Raw genomic sequence first — 14,511 nt, 5'->3', positions numbered from 1 at the left:
CCTCAGCGCGCGGACGCCTCCGGCTCGTGGGCGACGGGGAAGTTCACGGAGTTGGCGATGAAGCAGAGCCGGGAGGCCTCGGCGTGCAGCGTCTGGGCGATCGCCACCATCGACTCCTCGGCGACAGTGACGCGGGGCCGGAGGGTCACCGAGGTGAAGCGGCCGCTCTCCCCCTCCTGCAGCATCGAGCCCACCGCGTCGTCCGTGTAGCCGGTGACGACGACTCCGTTCTTGACCGCCACGTGCAGGTAGGAGAGGAGGTGGCACTGCGCGAGCGCCGCGAGGAGCAGCTGCTCCGGGTTCCAGCGGTCGGCGTCGCCCCGGAAGGGCGTGTCGGCCGAGGCGAGGATGGGCGCCGGGCCCTCCGCCGTGACGGTCAGCTGGCGCCCGTACTCGCGGTAGCCGCTCGTGCCGGTGCCCCGGTCGCCCTCCCAGACGACGGACACCGCGTACTCGTGCTCGGACTTCATCGGGCTCCTCCTCGACGGCGGTGGATCAGGCCGGTCGCGCCGGTCTGGACCTCTGGACGCGGAACCCCCGCGGGTAGACTCCGAGGACCATGACAGACACGCTCGCCCCCCAGGTTCCCACGTCCGCAGTCCCCCAGGAGCGGCGCGTCGCGACCGAGATCCCCGGGCCGCGATCCCGGGCCCTGCACGAGCGCCGCCTCGCCGTCGTGCCCACCGGCGTCGGCACCGCGCTCCCCGTCTACATCGACCGCGCGCACGGCGCGATCCTGGTCGACGTCGACGGCAACAGCTTCATCGACCTCGGCGCCGGCATCGGCGTGACGACGATCGGGCACACCGACGACTCCGTCGTCGCGGCCGCCGCGGAGCAGCTCGCGCGCCTCACGCACACCCTCTTCACCGTCACTCCGTACGAGCCCTACATCCGCGTCGCGGAGCTGCTGGCCCAGCACACCCCCGGCGACTTCGCCAAGAAGACCGTCCTGGTCAACTCCGGTGCCGAGGCGGTCGAGAACGCCGTCAAGATCGCGCGCAAGCACACCGGCCGCCCCGGCGTCGCGGTGCTCGACCACGCGTACCACGGACGCACGAACCTCACGATGGCCATGAACTTCAAGGCGCTGCCCTACGGCCTGGGCTTCGGACCCTTCGCCAGCGACGTCCACCGTGCGCCGAGCTCGTACCCGTACCACGACGGCCTGTCGGGAGCCGAGGCCGCCCAGCGCGCGATCTCGTACCTCGAGAAGACCGTCGGCGCGTCCGCCCTGGCCTGCCTCGTCGCCGAGCCCATCCAGGGCGAGGGCGGCTTCATGGTCCCCGCCGACGGCTTCCTCCCGGCACTGCAGGAGTGGTGCACGGCCAACGGCATCGTCTTCGTCGCCGACGAGATCCAGTCGGGCATGGCCCGCACCGGCGCCTGGTTCGCCAGCGAGCACCTCGGCCTCGTCCCCGACCTCGTCCTCTCGGCCAAGGGCATCGCCGGCGGCCTGCCGCTCGCGGGCGTGACGGGCCGCGCCGAGATCATGGACTCGGCGCAGGCCGGCGGACTGGGCGGCACCTTCGGCGGGAACCCCGTCGCCGCCGCCGCCGCCGTCGCGGTCTTCGAGCGCATCGAGCGCGAGGGCCTCCTCGCCGAGGCCGATCGGATCGGCGCACGCCTGGGCGCGGCGCTGCGAGGCCTGCAGGAGCGCTACGACATCATCGGCGACGTCCGCGGCATCGGCGCGATGATGGCGATGGAGCTCGTGCAGCCCGGCACCGCCGGCACCACGAAGGAGCCGAACGCCGTCGCGGTCCAGGCGATCATCGACTACGCCGCCCAGCACGGGGTCCTCGTGCTGAGCGCCGGCACCTACGGCAACGTGGTCCGCTTCCTGCCGAGCCTCGCCCTCACCGACGAGCTGCTCGACGACGCCGTGTCGGTCATCGCCGACGCGTTCGCCACCCTCTAGGCGCGATCCTCCGAAGGCCACCGCGGGCGCCGAGGCGCTCCCCGGTGGCCTTCGGCGTCTCCGGGAACGCGGGACCGGTCCACGCATCGGGCAGGATGGGGGGATGCCAGCAGGAACCTTCACCGTCGCCGAGTCCGTCGAGCTGGCCGTCGTCGAGCGATCCGGGTTCGTCGAGTCGCGCCACGCCGGCTCCGCCGTCCTCCTCGACTCCGAGGGCCGCGTCGCCCGCAGCCTCGGCACCCCGACGGCTCCCGTCTTCCCCCGCTCCTGCCTCAAGCCGTTCCAGGCCCTCGCGGTGATGACCGCCGGAGTCGAGCTGAACGGCGGGGAGGCGGTCATCGCCACCGCGAGCCACGCCGGCATCCCCCAGCACGTGGCGCTGGTGCAGAACCTGCTCTTCCGCGCCGGCCTGGACCACACCGCCCTGCAGTGCCCGGCCGACTGGCCCGGCGACTCCGGGACCCGCGCTCAGCTGCTGCGGGCGGGCGCGACTCCGGACCCGCTCTACATGAACTGCTCGGGCAAGCACGCGGCGATGCTGCTGGCCTGCGTGCAGAACGGCTGGAGCACCGAGGACTACCTCGAGCGGACGCACCCGCTGCAGCAGCACATCGTCGACACGATCGAGCGCCTCACCGGCGAGCGCGTCGTGGCCTCGGGGATCGACGGCTGCGGAGCTCCCGTGCACGCCCTTCCTCTGACCGCGCTGGCGAAGGGCGTCTCACGGATCGTGTCCTCCTCCCCCGCCTCACCGTTCGGCCTCTACCGCCAGGCCGGCGTCCTCACGGCCGCGATCCTCGAGAACGCGTGGGCGATCGACGGCCCGGGCCGGGACAACACCGTCGTGATCGAGCGCCTGGGCCTGGTCGCCAAGCTCGGCGCCGAGGGCGTGCTCGTGATGGCCTCGCCCGACGGCACCACCGTCGCCCTGAAGATCCTCGACGGGAGCCTCCGCGCCGCGACCGTGGTCGCGCTGAAGCTCCTGGTCGAGGCGGACGCGGTGGACCGGACCGCGGCGAACGACGTGCTGGTGCGGCTGAACCCGGTCGTGTCGGGCGGCGGGCGCCCGGTCGGCGCGATCCGCGCCTCCTACGTCTGACCGCACGTCCCGGCACGCCCTGAGCTACTGCTCGCGCGCGAGGCGCTTCGCCCGGGCCGCCGCGGAGACCTGCGTGATCACCACCACGAGGATCGCCAGGACGAACACCGCCGATGCGATGACGTTCGCCTCCGCCGGGATGCCGCGCGCCGCCGCGATGTAGATGTACTTCGGGAACGTGGTGACCGATCCGGAGTTGAAGTTCGTGATGATGAAGTCGTCGAAGCTCAGCGCGAACGAGAGCAGCGCCGCGGCGAGGATGCCGGGCAGCAGCAGCGGGAAGGTGATCCGCCAGAAGACCTGGTTCGGCGACGCGTAGAGGTCGCGTCCCGCCTCCTCCAGCTTCGGGTCCAGGCTCGCCACCCGCGCCTTCACGGTGACCACGACGAAGCTGATGCAGAACATCGTGTGCGCCAGCACGATCGTGACCAGCCCCTTCTCGGCGCCCACGCTGAGGAACTGCGCGGCGAGGCCGGCTCCGAGCACCACCTCCGGAGTCGCCATGGGGAGGAACAGCAGCAGGCTGATCGCCGACCGGAACCGGAAGCGGAACCGCACGAGCGCGATGGCGATCATGGTGCCGAGCGCAGTGGCCAGCACGGTGGCGATCACACCGACCAGCAGGCTGTTCCCGAAGGCGGTCATCACCTCCTCGCTGGTCCAGGCCGACACCCACTTGTCGAGGGTGAACCCGCGCCAGGCGAGGTTGCTCTTCCCCGAGTCGTTGAAGGAGAAGACGAAGGTGTAACCGATAGGGATGAGCAGGAAGAGCAGCGCCAGCGCCGTGTAGACGCCGAGCCCGAGGCCCCGGAAGCGGCGGCGGCCCCGGATCGGGGCGGGGGGCGGCGCGCCGAGCGCCTCCTGGGCGCTCGCGAGCGGACGGTCGGCCGTCGCGGTCACAGGAGGTCCTCCGTTCCACTGCGCTTCACGTAGAAGCCGACGATGACCAGGATCACGGCCATCAGCACGATCGAGAGCGCGGCGGCCGCCGGGTAGTTCTCGAGCGTGAGGAAGTTCGCCTCGATCGCGTTGCCCACCATCGAGGTCTGCGACGAGCCGAGGAAGTCCCGGCTCGCGTTGATGTAGTCGCCCGCCGCGGGGATGAACGTCAGCAGCGTGCCCGAGACGATGCCCGGCATCGACAGGGGGACGGTCACGCTCCAGAACACGGAGGCGGGGTGCGCGTAGAGATCCGACCCGGCCTCCAGGAAGCGCACGTCGAGGCGCTCGAGCGTCGTGTACAGCGGCAGCGTCATGAACGGGATGAAGTTGTAGGTGATGCCGAAGATCACGGCGATCGGCGTCCCCGTGAGGTGGCCGTCGCTCGGCAGGACCGCCACGGCCTTGAGCGCCTGCACGAGCGGGCTCTCGTCCGCGAGGATCTGCTTCCACGCCAGCGTCCGGAGCAGGAAGCTGATGAAGAAGGGCGCGATCACCAGCGTGAGGAGCAGGTTCTGCAGCAGCGGCCAGGGCCGCGCTTTCACTCCGATGAAGTAGGCCAGCGGGTAGCTGATCACCAGCGCGAGCACCGTCGCGATCAGCGCGTAGCCGAAGGAGCGGAGCACGTGCGGCCAGTAGTCGCCCATCACCACGAGGTAGTTCTGCCAGGCGAACCCGGGGGCGTACTCGCCGATGTCCCCGTCCGGCACCTCGGCCTGGAAGGACGTGAGCACGAGCGAGATCAGCGGCGCCAGGAAGAACAGCAGCATGTAGGCGATGCCCGGCAGCAGCAGGACCAGCGCGATCGTCGACCGCCGGCGGACCGGAGCGTCCTGAGGATCCGCCTGCCCCGTGGCGAAGGCGGCGAAGGCCATGCCTACGCTCCCCCGCTGCGACCGGCCAGGAGCCCCCGGCGCTGCACGGCGATGGCGCTGGTGGAGTCGTCCGCCTCGAAGCGCGGGACCGAGCCCGGTTCGTCCGCGAGTCCGAAGCCGTGCTCGGTGCTGAAGCCGACCCACACCTCCGCTCCCTCGCCGACGACCGGCCCGAAGACCATGTTCTGCGCGAAGACGACCACCGGGCCCAGGCCCGGCATCCGGATCGTGTACTGGGTGCTGACCCCGCTGAAGGAGACGTCGACCACGCGGCCGGGCCCGAGCACGTTCCGGCCGGAGTCCGCCGACGGCTCCTGCGTCAGCAGCAGGAGCTTCTCGGGGCGGACGCCGACCGTGATCTCCCCGCTCGTGCGGGCGCAGCGGGCGACGGGCACGACGATCCGGTGCCCGCCCGCGTCGACGGTGAGTGCGCGGTCGGTGCTGCCGACCACCTCGCCCGTGAAGAGGTTGGACTGGCCGAGGAAGTTCGCGACGAACGCGGTGCGCGGGAGCTCGTAGAGCTCCTCCGGCGCGCCCATCTGCTCGATCCTGCCCTTGTTCATCACCGCGACGGTGTCGGCCATCGTCATGGCCTCCTCCTGGTCGTGCGTGACGTGGAGGAAGGTGAGGCCCACCTCCTCCTGGATCGACTTGAGCTCCAGCTGCATCTGCCGGCGGAGCTTGAGGTCGAGGGCGCCGAGCGGCTCGTCGAGCAGGAGCAGGGCGGGCCGGTTGACGAGGGCGCGCGCGAGGGCGACCCGCTGCTGCTGACCACCGGAGAGCTGCGCGGGGCGGCGCTGGGCGAGGTGGTCGAGCTCGACCAGGCGGAGCGCCTCGTGCGCCTTGCCGACGGGGTCGGCGATCCTCCGCCGCTTCAGGCCGAAGGCGACGTTCTCGAGGATCGACATGTGCGGGAACAGCGCGTACGACTGGAACACGGTGTTGACGGGCCGCTGGTACGTCTTCGTCTCGGTGACGTCCCGCCCGCCGATGAGGATCCGGCCGGCGGAGGGCTCCTCGAGCCCGGCGACCAAGCGCAGCGTCGTCGTCTTGCCGCAGCCCGAGGGGCCTAGCAGGGCGAAGAAGGAGCCCGCCGGGATGGTGAGGTCCAGGGAGTCGATGGCCGTGAAGCCCGGGTACTGCTTGCTGATCCCGACCAGCTGGAGGTCGGCGCCGCTCTCGGCGAAGGTCCCGATCGCCATCAGATGCCCAGGAGCACCTTCTGGAACTCGGCCTGGTACTCCTTCTCCTCCGCGGCGGTCAGGGTCCGGAACACGTGCGCGTGCGCGAGCGTGTCCTCGTCGGGGAAGATCAGCTGGTTCTCGGCCAGCTCCGGATCGATGCTCTCCATGACGTCCTTCGCTCCATCCACGGGGGTGATGTAGTTGACCCAGGCGGCCACCTCGGCGGCGACCTCGGGCTCGTAGTAGTAGTTCATCAGGGCCTCGGCGTTGGCCTTGCGCTCGGAGCCCATCGGGACCACGAAGGTGTCGTTCCAGAGCGCGCCGCCCGAGTCGGGGAAGGCGAACTCCCACTTGTCGCCGGCCTCGGCGTTGATCAGGGTGATGTCGCCGGACCAGCAGATCGCCGCGAGGGTGTCCTCGTTCTGCAGGTCGTTGAGGTACGCGTTCCCCTTGATGTTGCGGATCTGTCCGGCGTCGACCTGCTCGCGGAAGACGTCGATCGCGTTCATGTACTCGTCGTCGCCCCAGGAGCCGGCGATGTCCGTCCCCTGAGCGAGCATGATGAGCCCGATCGTGTCGCGCATCTCGCTCAGCACGCCGACGCGGCCGCGGAGCGACGGATCCCACAGCTCCTCGATGCTCGAGAGGCCCTTCGGCAGCTTCTCCCTGTTCCAGCAGATGCCCGAGAACCCCGCCTGGTACGGGAGGGAGAGCCGGCGGCCCGGATCGAAGTCGGGGTTCGCCAGCGAGGGCGTGAGGTTGGCGATGTTCGGGATGTTCGCGTGGTCGAGCTCCTGCACGTAGCCGCGGCGGACCAGGCGCGAGACCATCCACTCCGTCAGGCAGACCGTGTCGGCGCCGATGTACTGCCCGAGCGCGAGCTGATCCTTCACCTTGCCGTAGTACGAGTTGTTGTCGTCGACGGCGACGTTGTAGGTCACCGCGATGCCCGTCTGCTCCTCGAAGCCCTGGAGCGTGGGGTAGTTCCCGTCGTCGTCCTCGTCCATGTAGGCGGGCCAGTTGTCCCACACCAGGCGCGGGTCGCCGGCCGATCCGTCGGCGGCGGCGGTCGGAGCGGCACGGGTCTGCGGGGCGCAGGCGGCCAGGGCGAGGGCACCCGCTCCGAGGCCGATCCCGCCGAGGACCGCCCGACGCGAGAGGACCGCCCGGCGCTCGCGCTCGTGCGAGCGTGCCGCGGCGACGGCCCGGCGGAGGACGGGATCCCTCGGGAGGGGACGGGTCATGGCGGGGGCTCCTGACTGCGTCGGGGCTCGTGCCTCGGGGGCCGAACGTGGGGAAATACTGGCACAGCGCTCATCCGCCTGTCACGGCGAACGGAGGAGAACGCTCATCCGGAAACATGATCGTCACGAATTCCGCACCCGGAGGCCGTGTCGACCGCCGATTCGGTCCCCGGAGGCCGTGCCGTCAGCGGGTGAGGGGCGGGCGTCCCGAGCCGCCGGCGGACCCGTCGACGCGCTCGACCGCCATCTCGACGGAGGAGAGCAGGATCCGGCTGCCGAGCTTCGCGCGGTAGCGGCGGCCGGCCTCGAGCGGGAGTGGCGCCTGGGTCGGCGCGACCAGCACGGACCCGTTGGCCGACCAGCGGTCCCTGACCCAGAGCCCGCCCTCGTCGAAGCCGAACTCGAGGTGGGTCTTGGAGAGGGATCGCGACGGATCCGGGATCGCGAGGATGTGCCGGAACGTCTCGTTGGGGTCCGGGAGCGGCTGGCGTCCGATCAGGCCGTTGCCGGTCACGATCGCGTGCTGCCCGGTCGCGAAGCTGAGGCGCACGAGCCCCTGCGAGGGCGGCGCCATCGGAGCGCCGGGGGCGGGACGCCGGTGCCGGCCGGGGGCCAGGCCCGGCAGCCAGGCACGGCGGGACGGGTCGAGGACCGTCGTGTCGCCGGAGGACGAGGGGCGGGACGCACCCGTCGTGGCATGCGCCGCCACCGACGAACCGCACTCGCCGCAGAGGATCGCCCCGGGAGCGAGGTTGGAGCCACACGTGCTGCAGATCACCGAGAACGCCCTTCCACTCACCATCGTACCCAGCGCCGGCGCGGGGAGCCCCGAGCCGGCCGAACCCGACGCGAACCGGCAGGCGCAGGACCGTCGTACGGCCGTTCGGCGCGTGCGGGCGGTCCGGCGGCACCGCCACCGCGGCCGTCCCGTGCCGGAGCGCTGCTCGTCAGACCGGCGCGCCGGCCTCCTCGTCGCCGGTGACCGCGAGGACGTCGACGACGATCACGGTGACGTTGTCGCGCCCGCCGTTGTCCAGCGCGGCGTCGACCAGGGCGTCGGCCGCCTCCTGAGCGGAGCCGGTGCCGCTGAGCAGGTGGCCGACGCCGGCATCGGTCAGCTCCTTCGTGAGTCCGTCCGAGCAGATCAGCAGACGCGATCCGGCGAGGACGGGCACGAGCCGGTAGTCGGGGACGGGCGCTTCGTGGAAGCCGACCGCGCGGGTGATCACGTTGCTGTGCGGATGCACGTCGGCCTCGTCGCGGGAGATCAGGCCCGCGTCGACCAGCTCCTGGACGATGGAGTGGTCCACGGTGAGCTGCACGAGGGTCCCGGCGACGCTCAGGTACACGCGCGAGTCGCCGATGTTGAAGACGGACCAGTAGGGCTCTCCCCCGACCACCGTGAGCGCGATCCCAGTGACCGTGGTCCCGGTGCCGACGTCGGCCGTGTGCGACTGCCGGGCGATGTCCCCTACCGCCTCCCGAAGCGCCCGGTCGATCTCCTCCGCTCCGACGGTCGCGCCGAGCGCCGCGGTGGACAGGCGCGACACGACCGCGTCGCTGGCGACCTCTCCTGCCGCGTGCCCGCCCATCCCGTCGGCGACAGCGAAGAGCGGGCTCTTGGCGAGGTAGCTGTCCTCGTTCGCGCTGCGCACGTGGCCGGTCTCGGTGCGCGCGGCCCAGCCGAGGGTGACTTCGGCCGAGGGTGCGTCGGAGCTCCAGGCGGAGACGGGGACGGTGACGGACGCGCGGCTGCGGCCGATCTGCGTCATCGCTGCTCCTCGCATCCCCGTGGCCTGCGGCCGTCCGGTCCGACGGCCCGTGACCGCCGGCTCCAGGGGTGCCCGGCCGCCTCCCGATGGTAGTCGCTGACGGCCCTCCGCCGAGCCGGCCGCCATCGCTGTCGCCCGATGTCCGTCGCGCAGACGGGTCGACGCTCAGACCACCGGATCCGATGCCGGATCGAGCTCCGACGTGCGGATCCACTTGCCCGGGCACTCGTGGACTGCCAGAATCGCCGCATGGCCCCGTCTCGCCCGCCCTCTCAGCGTCCTGTCCAGCTCGACGAGGTGTCGAAGGCGATCATCGAGCAGCTGCAGGCCGACGGTCGGCGCTCGTACGCCGAGATCGGCAAGGCCGTGGGCCTGAGCGAGGCGGCCGTCCGGCAGCGGGTGCAGAAGCTCACCGAGTCGGGCGTCATGCAGATCGTCGCGGTGACGGATCCGATGCAGCTCGGCTTCTACCGCCAGGCGATGATCGGTGTGCGCGTCACCGGCGACACCCGCGACGTCGCGGACCGGCTCGCCTCCATCCCCGCCGTCGACTACGTCGTGCTGACGGCCGGCTCCTTCGACATCCTCGCCGAGGTCGTGTGCGAGAACGACGACGATCTGATCGCCCTGCTCAACCAGGAGATCCGGTCGCTTCCCGGCGTGCTCTCGACCGAGACCTTCGTCTATCTGAAGCTCCACAAGCAGTTCTACAACTGGGGAACGCGGTAAAAGATGACCACCGAGACAGCCTTCTCGACCTCCGGCCTCGAGTCGGGCGATCCCGTCCGCGGGACCGACGCGCCTGGGGGGATCGACGACGCCTCCCTGCAGAAGAAGGCGAAGGACCACCTCTGGATGCACTTCACCCGTCAGTCGACTATGGACTCCGGCGCGGGCGTGCCGATCATCACGCGCGGCGAGGGACACCACATCTGGGACAGCACCGGGCGCAAGTACTTCGACGGCCTGTCCGGCCTGTTCGTCGTCAATGCGGGACACGGGCGGCGCCGACTGGCGGAGGCCGCGGCGAAGCAGGCGTCCGAGCTCTCCTTCTTCCCGCTCTGGTCCTACGCGACCCCCTCGGCGATCGAGCTGGCCGACCGGCTCGCCGACCACGCGCCGGGCGACCTCAACCGGGTCTTCTTCTCGACCGGCGGCGGCGAGGCCGTGGAGACGGCGTTCAAGCTCGCCAAGCACTACTGGAAGCTGCAGGGCAAGCCGGGCAAGCACAAGGTCGTCTCGCGCTCGGTCGCGTATCACGGCACTCCCCAGGGAGCGCTCGCGATCACGGGCATCCCCGGGATGAAGTCGATGTTCGAACCGCTCGTGCCGGGCGGCTTCCGTGTCCCCAACACCAACTTCTACCGGGCTCCCGAGCACGGCGACGACCTGGAGGCGTTCGGCCTGTGGGCGGCGAACCGCATCGAGGAGATGATCGAGTTCGAGGGGCCGGACACGGTGGCCGCCGTGTTCCTGGAACCCGTGCAGAACTCGGGCGGCTGCTTCCCGCCCCCTCCCGGGTACTTCCAGAGGGTCCGCGAGATCTGCGACAAGCACGACGTGCTGCTGGTGTCCGATGAGGTGATCTGCGCGTTCGGCCGTATCGGGCACATGTTCGCCTGCGACGAGTACGGCTACGTGCCGGACATGATCACCTGCGCGAAGGGGATGACCAGCGGCTACTCCCCCATCGGAGCGACGATCGTCAGCGATCGGATCTACGAGCCCTTCCGCCACGGTCAGGTCGTCTTCCCGCACGGCTACACCTTCGGCGGCCACCCCGTCTCGGCCGCGGTCGCGCTCGAGAACCTCGACATCTTCGAGGAGGAGGGCCTGAACGAGCGCGTGCGAGAGAACTCGCCCGTCTTCCGGTCCACGCTCGAGAAGCTGCTCGACCTGCCGATCGTCGGCGACGTCCGGGGCGACGGCTACTTCTTCGGCATCGAGCTGGTGAAGGACAAGGCGACGAAGGAGACGTTCGACGAGGACGAGTCGGAGCGGCTGCTGCGCGGATTCCTCTCGAAGGGGCTCTTCGACGCGGGGCTGTACTGCCGGGCGGACGACCGCGGCGATCCCGTCGTGCAGCTCGCGCCGCCGCTCACCATCGGTCCGCGCGAGTTCGACGAGATCGAGCAGATCCTCCGGAGCGTGCTCACCGAGGCCTGGTCGCGGCTCTAGCGCCCTCACGCGGCGCGCTCCCGACGATCGGCGGCGAGTGCGGCCGCGACTCGGCGCGCACCTGCGTGGTGCGGATCGAGAGCGACAGCCTCGTCGGCGAGCCGTCCGGCCTCGTCGGCACGGCCCTCACCGGCCAGGATCCGGGCGAGGAGGACGAGCACTCCGGCTCGCTCACTCGGGGGTGCGACGACGGCGGCACGGCGGAGCAGCGGGGCGAGCGCTCCCGCCGCGCCGGGGTCACCGCTCCGCGCCGACCGCAACACGCGGTCCGCACCGCGGCTGCGCTGCACGGCCACGACGAGCGCAGCCAGGCCCGCCGGCCGGACCTCGGGATCGGGACCGGCGAGAGCTCGCCGGACGAGGTCGTCGACACCGCGCAACAGCACGTCGGGCAGTTCGGCCCGCGGGTGGCGGTCGAGGAGACGGTCGACCGCGGCGGCCACCGCTCGCGGGTCGTCCCGGTCGCCGGCCTCGAGCCCGTCGTCGCCGCCGGAGGACGGGAGCACGGCGACGCGGAGGGCGAGGCCGGGGAGCCGGCGCGCACGCTCCTCGAGGGCGGCGACGAGTCCCTCGCACGACTCCGGACCCGCCTCGCCGGGATGCACCAGCGCGAGTGCTCGCCGCACCCGCCCGAACCGGCCGAGCGCACCGAGGCAGGCCCGCGCGATCAGGGACGGATCCGCACCCGACAGCTCGAAGCGGAGCGAGCCGCTCGGCGCGCCGGCCCGGAACGGGACGAGCACGAGGCTCGCCTCCGCCGCACCCCGCCGGGATCCGTGAGCGGCATGGAACAGGGCGGCGTCGTCGGGTGAGGCCGGGACACGCGAGGCGGGAGCGGGGTGGAGGAAGATCGCTGAGGAGGTCATGCTGCGATCCTGCCGACCCTCGCACCCGCCGGGAGCGACGGCCCTCGGGATCATCGGAAGGATCTCGAGATCGCCGCCTGTGGAGGGAGAGGTCCCATCGACACCGAATCGCCGGCGCTCGGATGGCGCCCTCCGGCCAGGAATCCCTCCACAGGGACCGATCGGCCGAGTTCTGCACCGGTGTCCGATTCCCGCCGGTCGGTGGGGAGTCCCGCGGATACTCTCGACGCATGAGAACGACTCCCCTTCACGTCCGACGGACGACGAGCCCCCTCGGCCGCATCGAGGTGGGCAGCGACGGCGATGCGATCGTCTCGCTCGCCATCGAGCAGGCCGGTCTGCTCCCGCACGAGCACCTCCCGGAGTCGGACCTCCCGGTGCTCCTGCGGGCCGTCGAGCAACTGGACGAGTACTTCGACGGGACCCGCCGCTCTTTCGATCTGCCGGTCGCTCTGCGCGGCACGCCCTTCCAGCTCGAGATCTGGCAGCGGCTCCAGGCTCTGGGCTTCGGGGAGATCACCTCCTACGGCGCACTGGGCACGGCCGCCGGTCGCCCCCGGGCGGGCCGGCCGATCGGCGGAGCGGTAGGTGCGAACCCGGTGCCGATCATCGTGGGCTGCCACCGCGTCCTCGCGAGCGACGGACGGATCACCGGCTTCAGCGCGGGCGAGGGCGTCGCCACGAAAGCCTGGCTTCTCGATCACGAGGGGATCCCCCACCGATGAGCACGGCCGACGGACTCGTCGAGGGAGAGGACGGCCTGGTCCGCTGCGCCTGGAGCGGCGCGGATCCGGAGTACCGCCGCTACCACGACGAGGAATGGGGCACCCCGCTGCACGGAGATCGCCTGCTGTTCGAGAAGATCTCCCTCGAGGCGTTCCAGTCCGGCCTCTCCTGGATCACGATCCTCCGCAAGCGGCCGAGGTTCCGCGAGGCCTTCGACGGCTTCGATCCGGCCCGCGTCGCCCGGTACGACGACACCGATGTCGAGCGGCTGATGGAGGACAGCGGCATCATCCGGAACCGCGCGAAGATCATCGCCACCCGGGACAACGCCCGGGCCGTGCTCGCGCTCCTGGAGCAGAGAGGCGAGGGCGCGCTCGACGAGCTCGTGTGGTCCTTCCACGATCCGGACGTCGAGGACCGGGTGGTCCGAGCCGCCGACGTCCCTGCGACGACGCCCGGGTCGACGGCGCTCGCGCGAGCGCTGAAGGCCGCTGGGCTCCGCTTCGTCGGACCGACCACCGCGTACGCGCTGATGCAGACGGCCGGAGTCGTCGACGACCACCTCACCGGCTGCTGGCGCCGACGCTGACGCCTACGACTCCGGCACGACGAGGTCGAGCTCTCCCGTGTGCCGGTTCTCGGCGAGCAGGAACCCGCGCCCGGCCGCCCACGCCGAGAGCTCGCCGAGCGACTCCGTCGCCACCCGGTCGTCCGCCAGCGCCCTGACGAAGCGTCCCTTGCCCTGCTTGTTGAAGTGGTTCAGCGACCGGAGGACGCCGTCGGCCCCGCGCGAGCGGACGCGGACGAAGAACCGCCCCTCGCCCGCAGGAACCGGTCCGAGGGCCGCGTACGCCTCGCTCCGCAGATCGAGGACGAGCCCGTCGAGCGCGCTCAGCACCCGCCCGGCCTCCGCCGCCCACCAGCGCTTGAGCGGCCTCCCCGGCACAGGGGAGTCGTGGGACAGACGGTAGGCAGGGATCAGGTCGAGGGCGCGGATCGGCCCCCAGAGCGCGGACTGCACGATCGCCGTCCGACCGAGCACCGCCCGTGCACCGGAATCGAGGCTGCGCGCGTCGAGCGCATCGAAGAGCACCCCGTCGAAGCGGTCGACCGCGGGGAGGCCTGCCGCGGTCGCGAGCCCCGCGTTGCGATCGATCTCGCCGAGCTGACGCGGACCGAGCTTCAGCGCCCAGGCAGAGAGCTCGCGGTCCCCGGCCAGCGCGATCAGCGCCTCCGCCAACTCGCGCCGCTTCGCGTGGAGCTCGGGGAAGGCGAGCGACTCGAGCACGAACGGCTCGTCGCCGCCGTCGCGCTTCGTCTCGGACGGTGGCAGCAGGACGTGCACAGGACTCCTTCGGAGAAGAGGGACGGGCGGCACGACGAAGGGGCCGGACGATCGCGATGATCGTCCGGCCCCTCCGTGCCGCGGTGAGCGGCGGTGTACTAGACCAGCGATGCCTGACGGGCGACCACGGTCACCACGTCGTTCTCGACGGACAGGAAGCCGTCGTCGGCCTGCGCGGTGAGACGCGTGCCGTCCAGGGCCGTGACGCGCACCTCGCCGGTGGCGAGGATCGCGAGCATCGGCTCGTGGCCGGCGAGGATGCCGATCTCGCCCTCGACCGTGCGAGCCGTGAGCTGCTTCGCCTCTCCGGACCACACCTCGGCGTTCGCGGACACGACGCTGACCTTCAGGGTCCCGGCCAT

16 protein-coding genes are annotated in these 14,511 nt (G+C 71.4%); 6 read left to right on the top strand and 10 right to left on the bottom strand.

Annotated elements, in window-relative coordinates; translation table 11 throughout:
• Positions 1–2: 2 nt before the first annotated feature.
• On the bottom strand, positions 3–470 hold the full coding sequence (locus tag C5C46_RS02945; protein ID WP_104223041.1) for an OsmC family protein: 468 nt from the start codon (positions 468–470) through the stop codon (positions 3–5).
• Positions 471–559: 89 nt separating this feature from the next.
• Here C5C46_RS02945 and gabT point away from each other — a divergent pair, with 89 nt between their 5' ends.
• On the top strand, positions 560–1,921 hold the full coding sequence (gene gabT, locus C5C46_RS02940; protein WP_104223040.1) for a 4-aminobutyrate--2-oxoglutarate transaminase: 1,362 nt from the start codon (positions 560–562) through the stop codon (positions 1,919–1,921).
• A gap of 103 nt (positions 1,922–2,024) precedes the next feature.
• On the top strand, positions 2,025–3,020 hold the full coding sequence (locus tag C5C46_RS02935) for an asparaginase (protein WP_104225587.1): 996 nt from the start codon (positions 2,025–2,027) through the stop codon (positions 3,018–3,020).
• A gap of 24 nt (positions 3,021–3,044) precedes the next feature.
• Here C5C46_RS02935 and C5C46_RS02930 read toward each other — a convergent pair whose 3' ends face one another.
• The 6 genes from C5C46_RS02930 to C5C46_RS02905 form a co-directional block, all read right to left on the bottom strand.
• Positions 3,045–3,851 carry an ABC transporter permease gene (locus tag C5C46_RS02930; RefSeq protein WP_181027101.1) on the bottom strand — a complete coding sequence of 269 codons (807 nt, stop codon included), beginning with the start codon at positions 3,849–3,851 and terminating at the stop codon, positions 3,045–3,047.
• Positions 3,852–3,916: 65 nt separating this feature from the next.
• Positions 3,917–4,834: an ABC transporter permease gene (locus tag C5C46_RS02925; RefSeq protein ID WP_104223037.1), complete on the bottom strand. Its 918-nt coding sequence runs from the start codon at positions 4,832–4,834 to the stop codon at positions 3,917–3,919.
• A gap of 2 nt (positions 4,835–4,836) precedes the next feature.
• Entirely contained in the window at positions 4,837–6,036 is a 1,200-nt protein-coding gene (locus C5C46_RS02920) for an ABC transporter ATP-binding protein (RefSeq protein ID WP_104225585.1), read from the bottom strand.
• Positions 6,036–7,262: a PotD/PotF family extracellular solute-binding protein gene (locus C5C46_RS02915; protein ID WP_104225584.1), complete on the bottom strand. Its 1,227-nt coding sequence runs from the start codon at positions 7,260–7,262 to the stop codon at positions 6,036–6,038. Before C5C46_RS02915 ends, C5C46_RS02920 begins: the two co-directional genes overlap by 1 nt.
• A 184-nt stretch (positions 7,263–7,446) precedes the next feature.
• Positions 7,447–7,971, bottom strand: a complete 525-nt coding sequence (locus tag C5C46_RS02910) for a hypothetical protein (protein WP_104223034.1) — start codon at positions 7,969–7,971, stop codon at positions 7,447–7,449.
• A gap of 238 nt (positions 7,972–8,209) precedes the next feature.
• Entirely contained in the window at positions 8,210–9,034 is an 825-nt protein-coding gene (locus C5C46_RS02905) for a PP2C family serine/threonine-protein phosphatase (RefSeq protein WP_104225583.1), read from the bottom strand.
• Between the two features lie 249 nt (positions 9,035–9,283).
• On the opposite strand from C5C46_RS02905, the gene C5C46_RS02900 reads away from it, so the two are divergent.
• Positions 9,284–9,763 carry an Lrp/AsnC family transcriptional regulator gene (locus C5C46_RS02900; protein ID WP_104223032.1) on the top strand — a complete coding sequence of 160 codons (480 nt, stop codon included), beginning with the start codon at positions 9,284–9,286 and terminating at the stop codon, positions 9,761–9,763.
• Between the two features lie 3 nt (positions 9,764–9,766).
• Positions 9,767–11,212 carry an aspartate aminotransferase family protein gene (locus C5C46_RS02895; RefSeq protein ID WP_104223031.1) on the top strand — a complete coding sequence of 482 codons (1,446 nt, stop codon included), beginning with the start codon at positions 9,767–9,769 and terminating at the stop codon, positions 11,210–11,212.
• A gap of 5 nt (positions 11,213–11,217) precedes the next feature.
• On the opposite strand, the gene C5C46_RS16530 is transcribed toward C5C46_RS02895, so the two are convergent.
• The gene (locus tag C5C46_RS16530) at positions 11,218–12,078 is read right to left on the bottom strand and encodes a hypothetical protein (protein ID WP_104246582.1); all 861 of its coding nucleotides are present in this window, start codon (positions 12,076–12,078) and stop codon (positions 11,218–11,220) included.
• 230 nt (positions 12,079–12,308) lie between these two features.
• Between C5C46_RS16530 and C5C46_RS02885 the strand changes: the two genes are divergently transcribed.
• Together C5C46_RS02885 and C5C46_RS02880 are read left to right on the top strand one after the other, a co-directional pair.
• Positions 12,309–12,803 carry a methylated-DNA--[protein]-cysteine S-methyltransferase gene (locus tag C5C46_RS02885; protein WP_104223029.1) on the top strand — a complete coding sequence of 165 codons (495 nt, stop codon included), beginning with the start codon at positions 12,309–12,311 and terminating at the stop codon, positions 12,801–12,803.
• A complete protein-coding gene (locus C5C46_RS02880) occupies positions 12,800–13,393 on the top strand; it encodes a DNA-3-methyladenine glycosylase I (protein WP_104225581.1) in 594 nt (197 codons plus the stop codon). Before C5C46_RS02885 ends, C5C46_RS02880 begins: the two co-directional genes overlap by 4 nt.
• 3 nt (positions 13,394–13,396) lie before the next feature.
• Here the strand turns inward: C5C46_RS02880 and C5C46_RS02875 are convergent, their stop codons facing one another.
• Together C5C46_RS02875 and C5C46_RS02870 are read right to left on the bottom strand one after the other, a co-directional pair.
• A complete protein-coding gene (locus tag C5C46_RS02875) occupies positions 13,397–14,149 on the bottom strand; it encodes a YaaA family protein (protein WP_104225580.1) in 753 nt (250 codons plus the stop codon).
• A 98-nt stretch (positions 14,150–14,247) separates the two neighbouring features.
• Positions 14,248–14,511, bottom strand: a complete 264-nt coding sequence (locus tag C5C46_RS02870) for a F0F1 ATP synthase subunit epsilon (protein ID WP_104223026.1) — start codon at positions 14,509–14,511, stop codon at positions 14,248–14,250.

Source organism: Rathayibacter sp. AY1E6 (assembly GCF_002931115.1).
GTDB lineage: Bacteria > Actinomycetota > Actinomycetes > Actinomycetales > Microbacteriaceae > Rathayibacter.
Note: the sequence above shows the minus strand (reverse complement) of the source record. Positions and strands in the feature narration are given on the sequence as shown.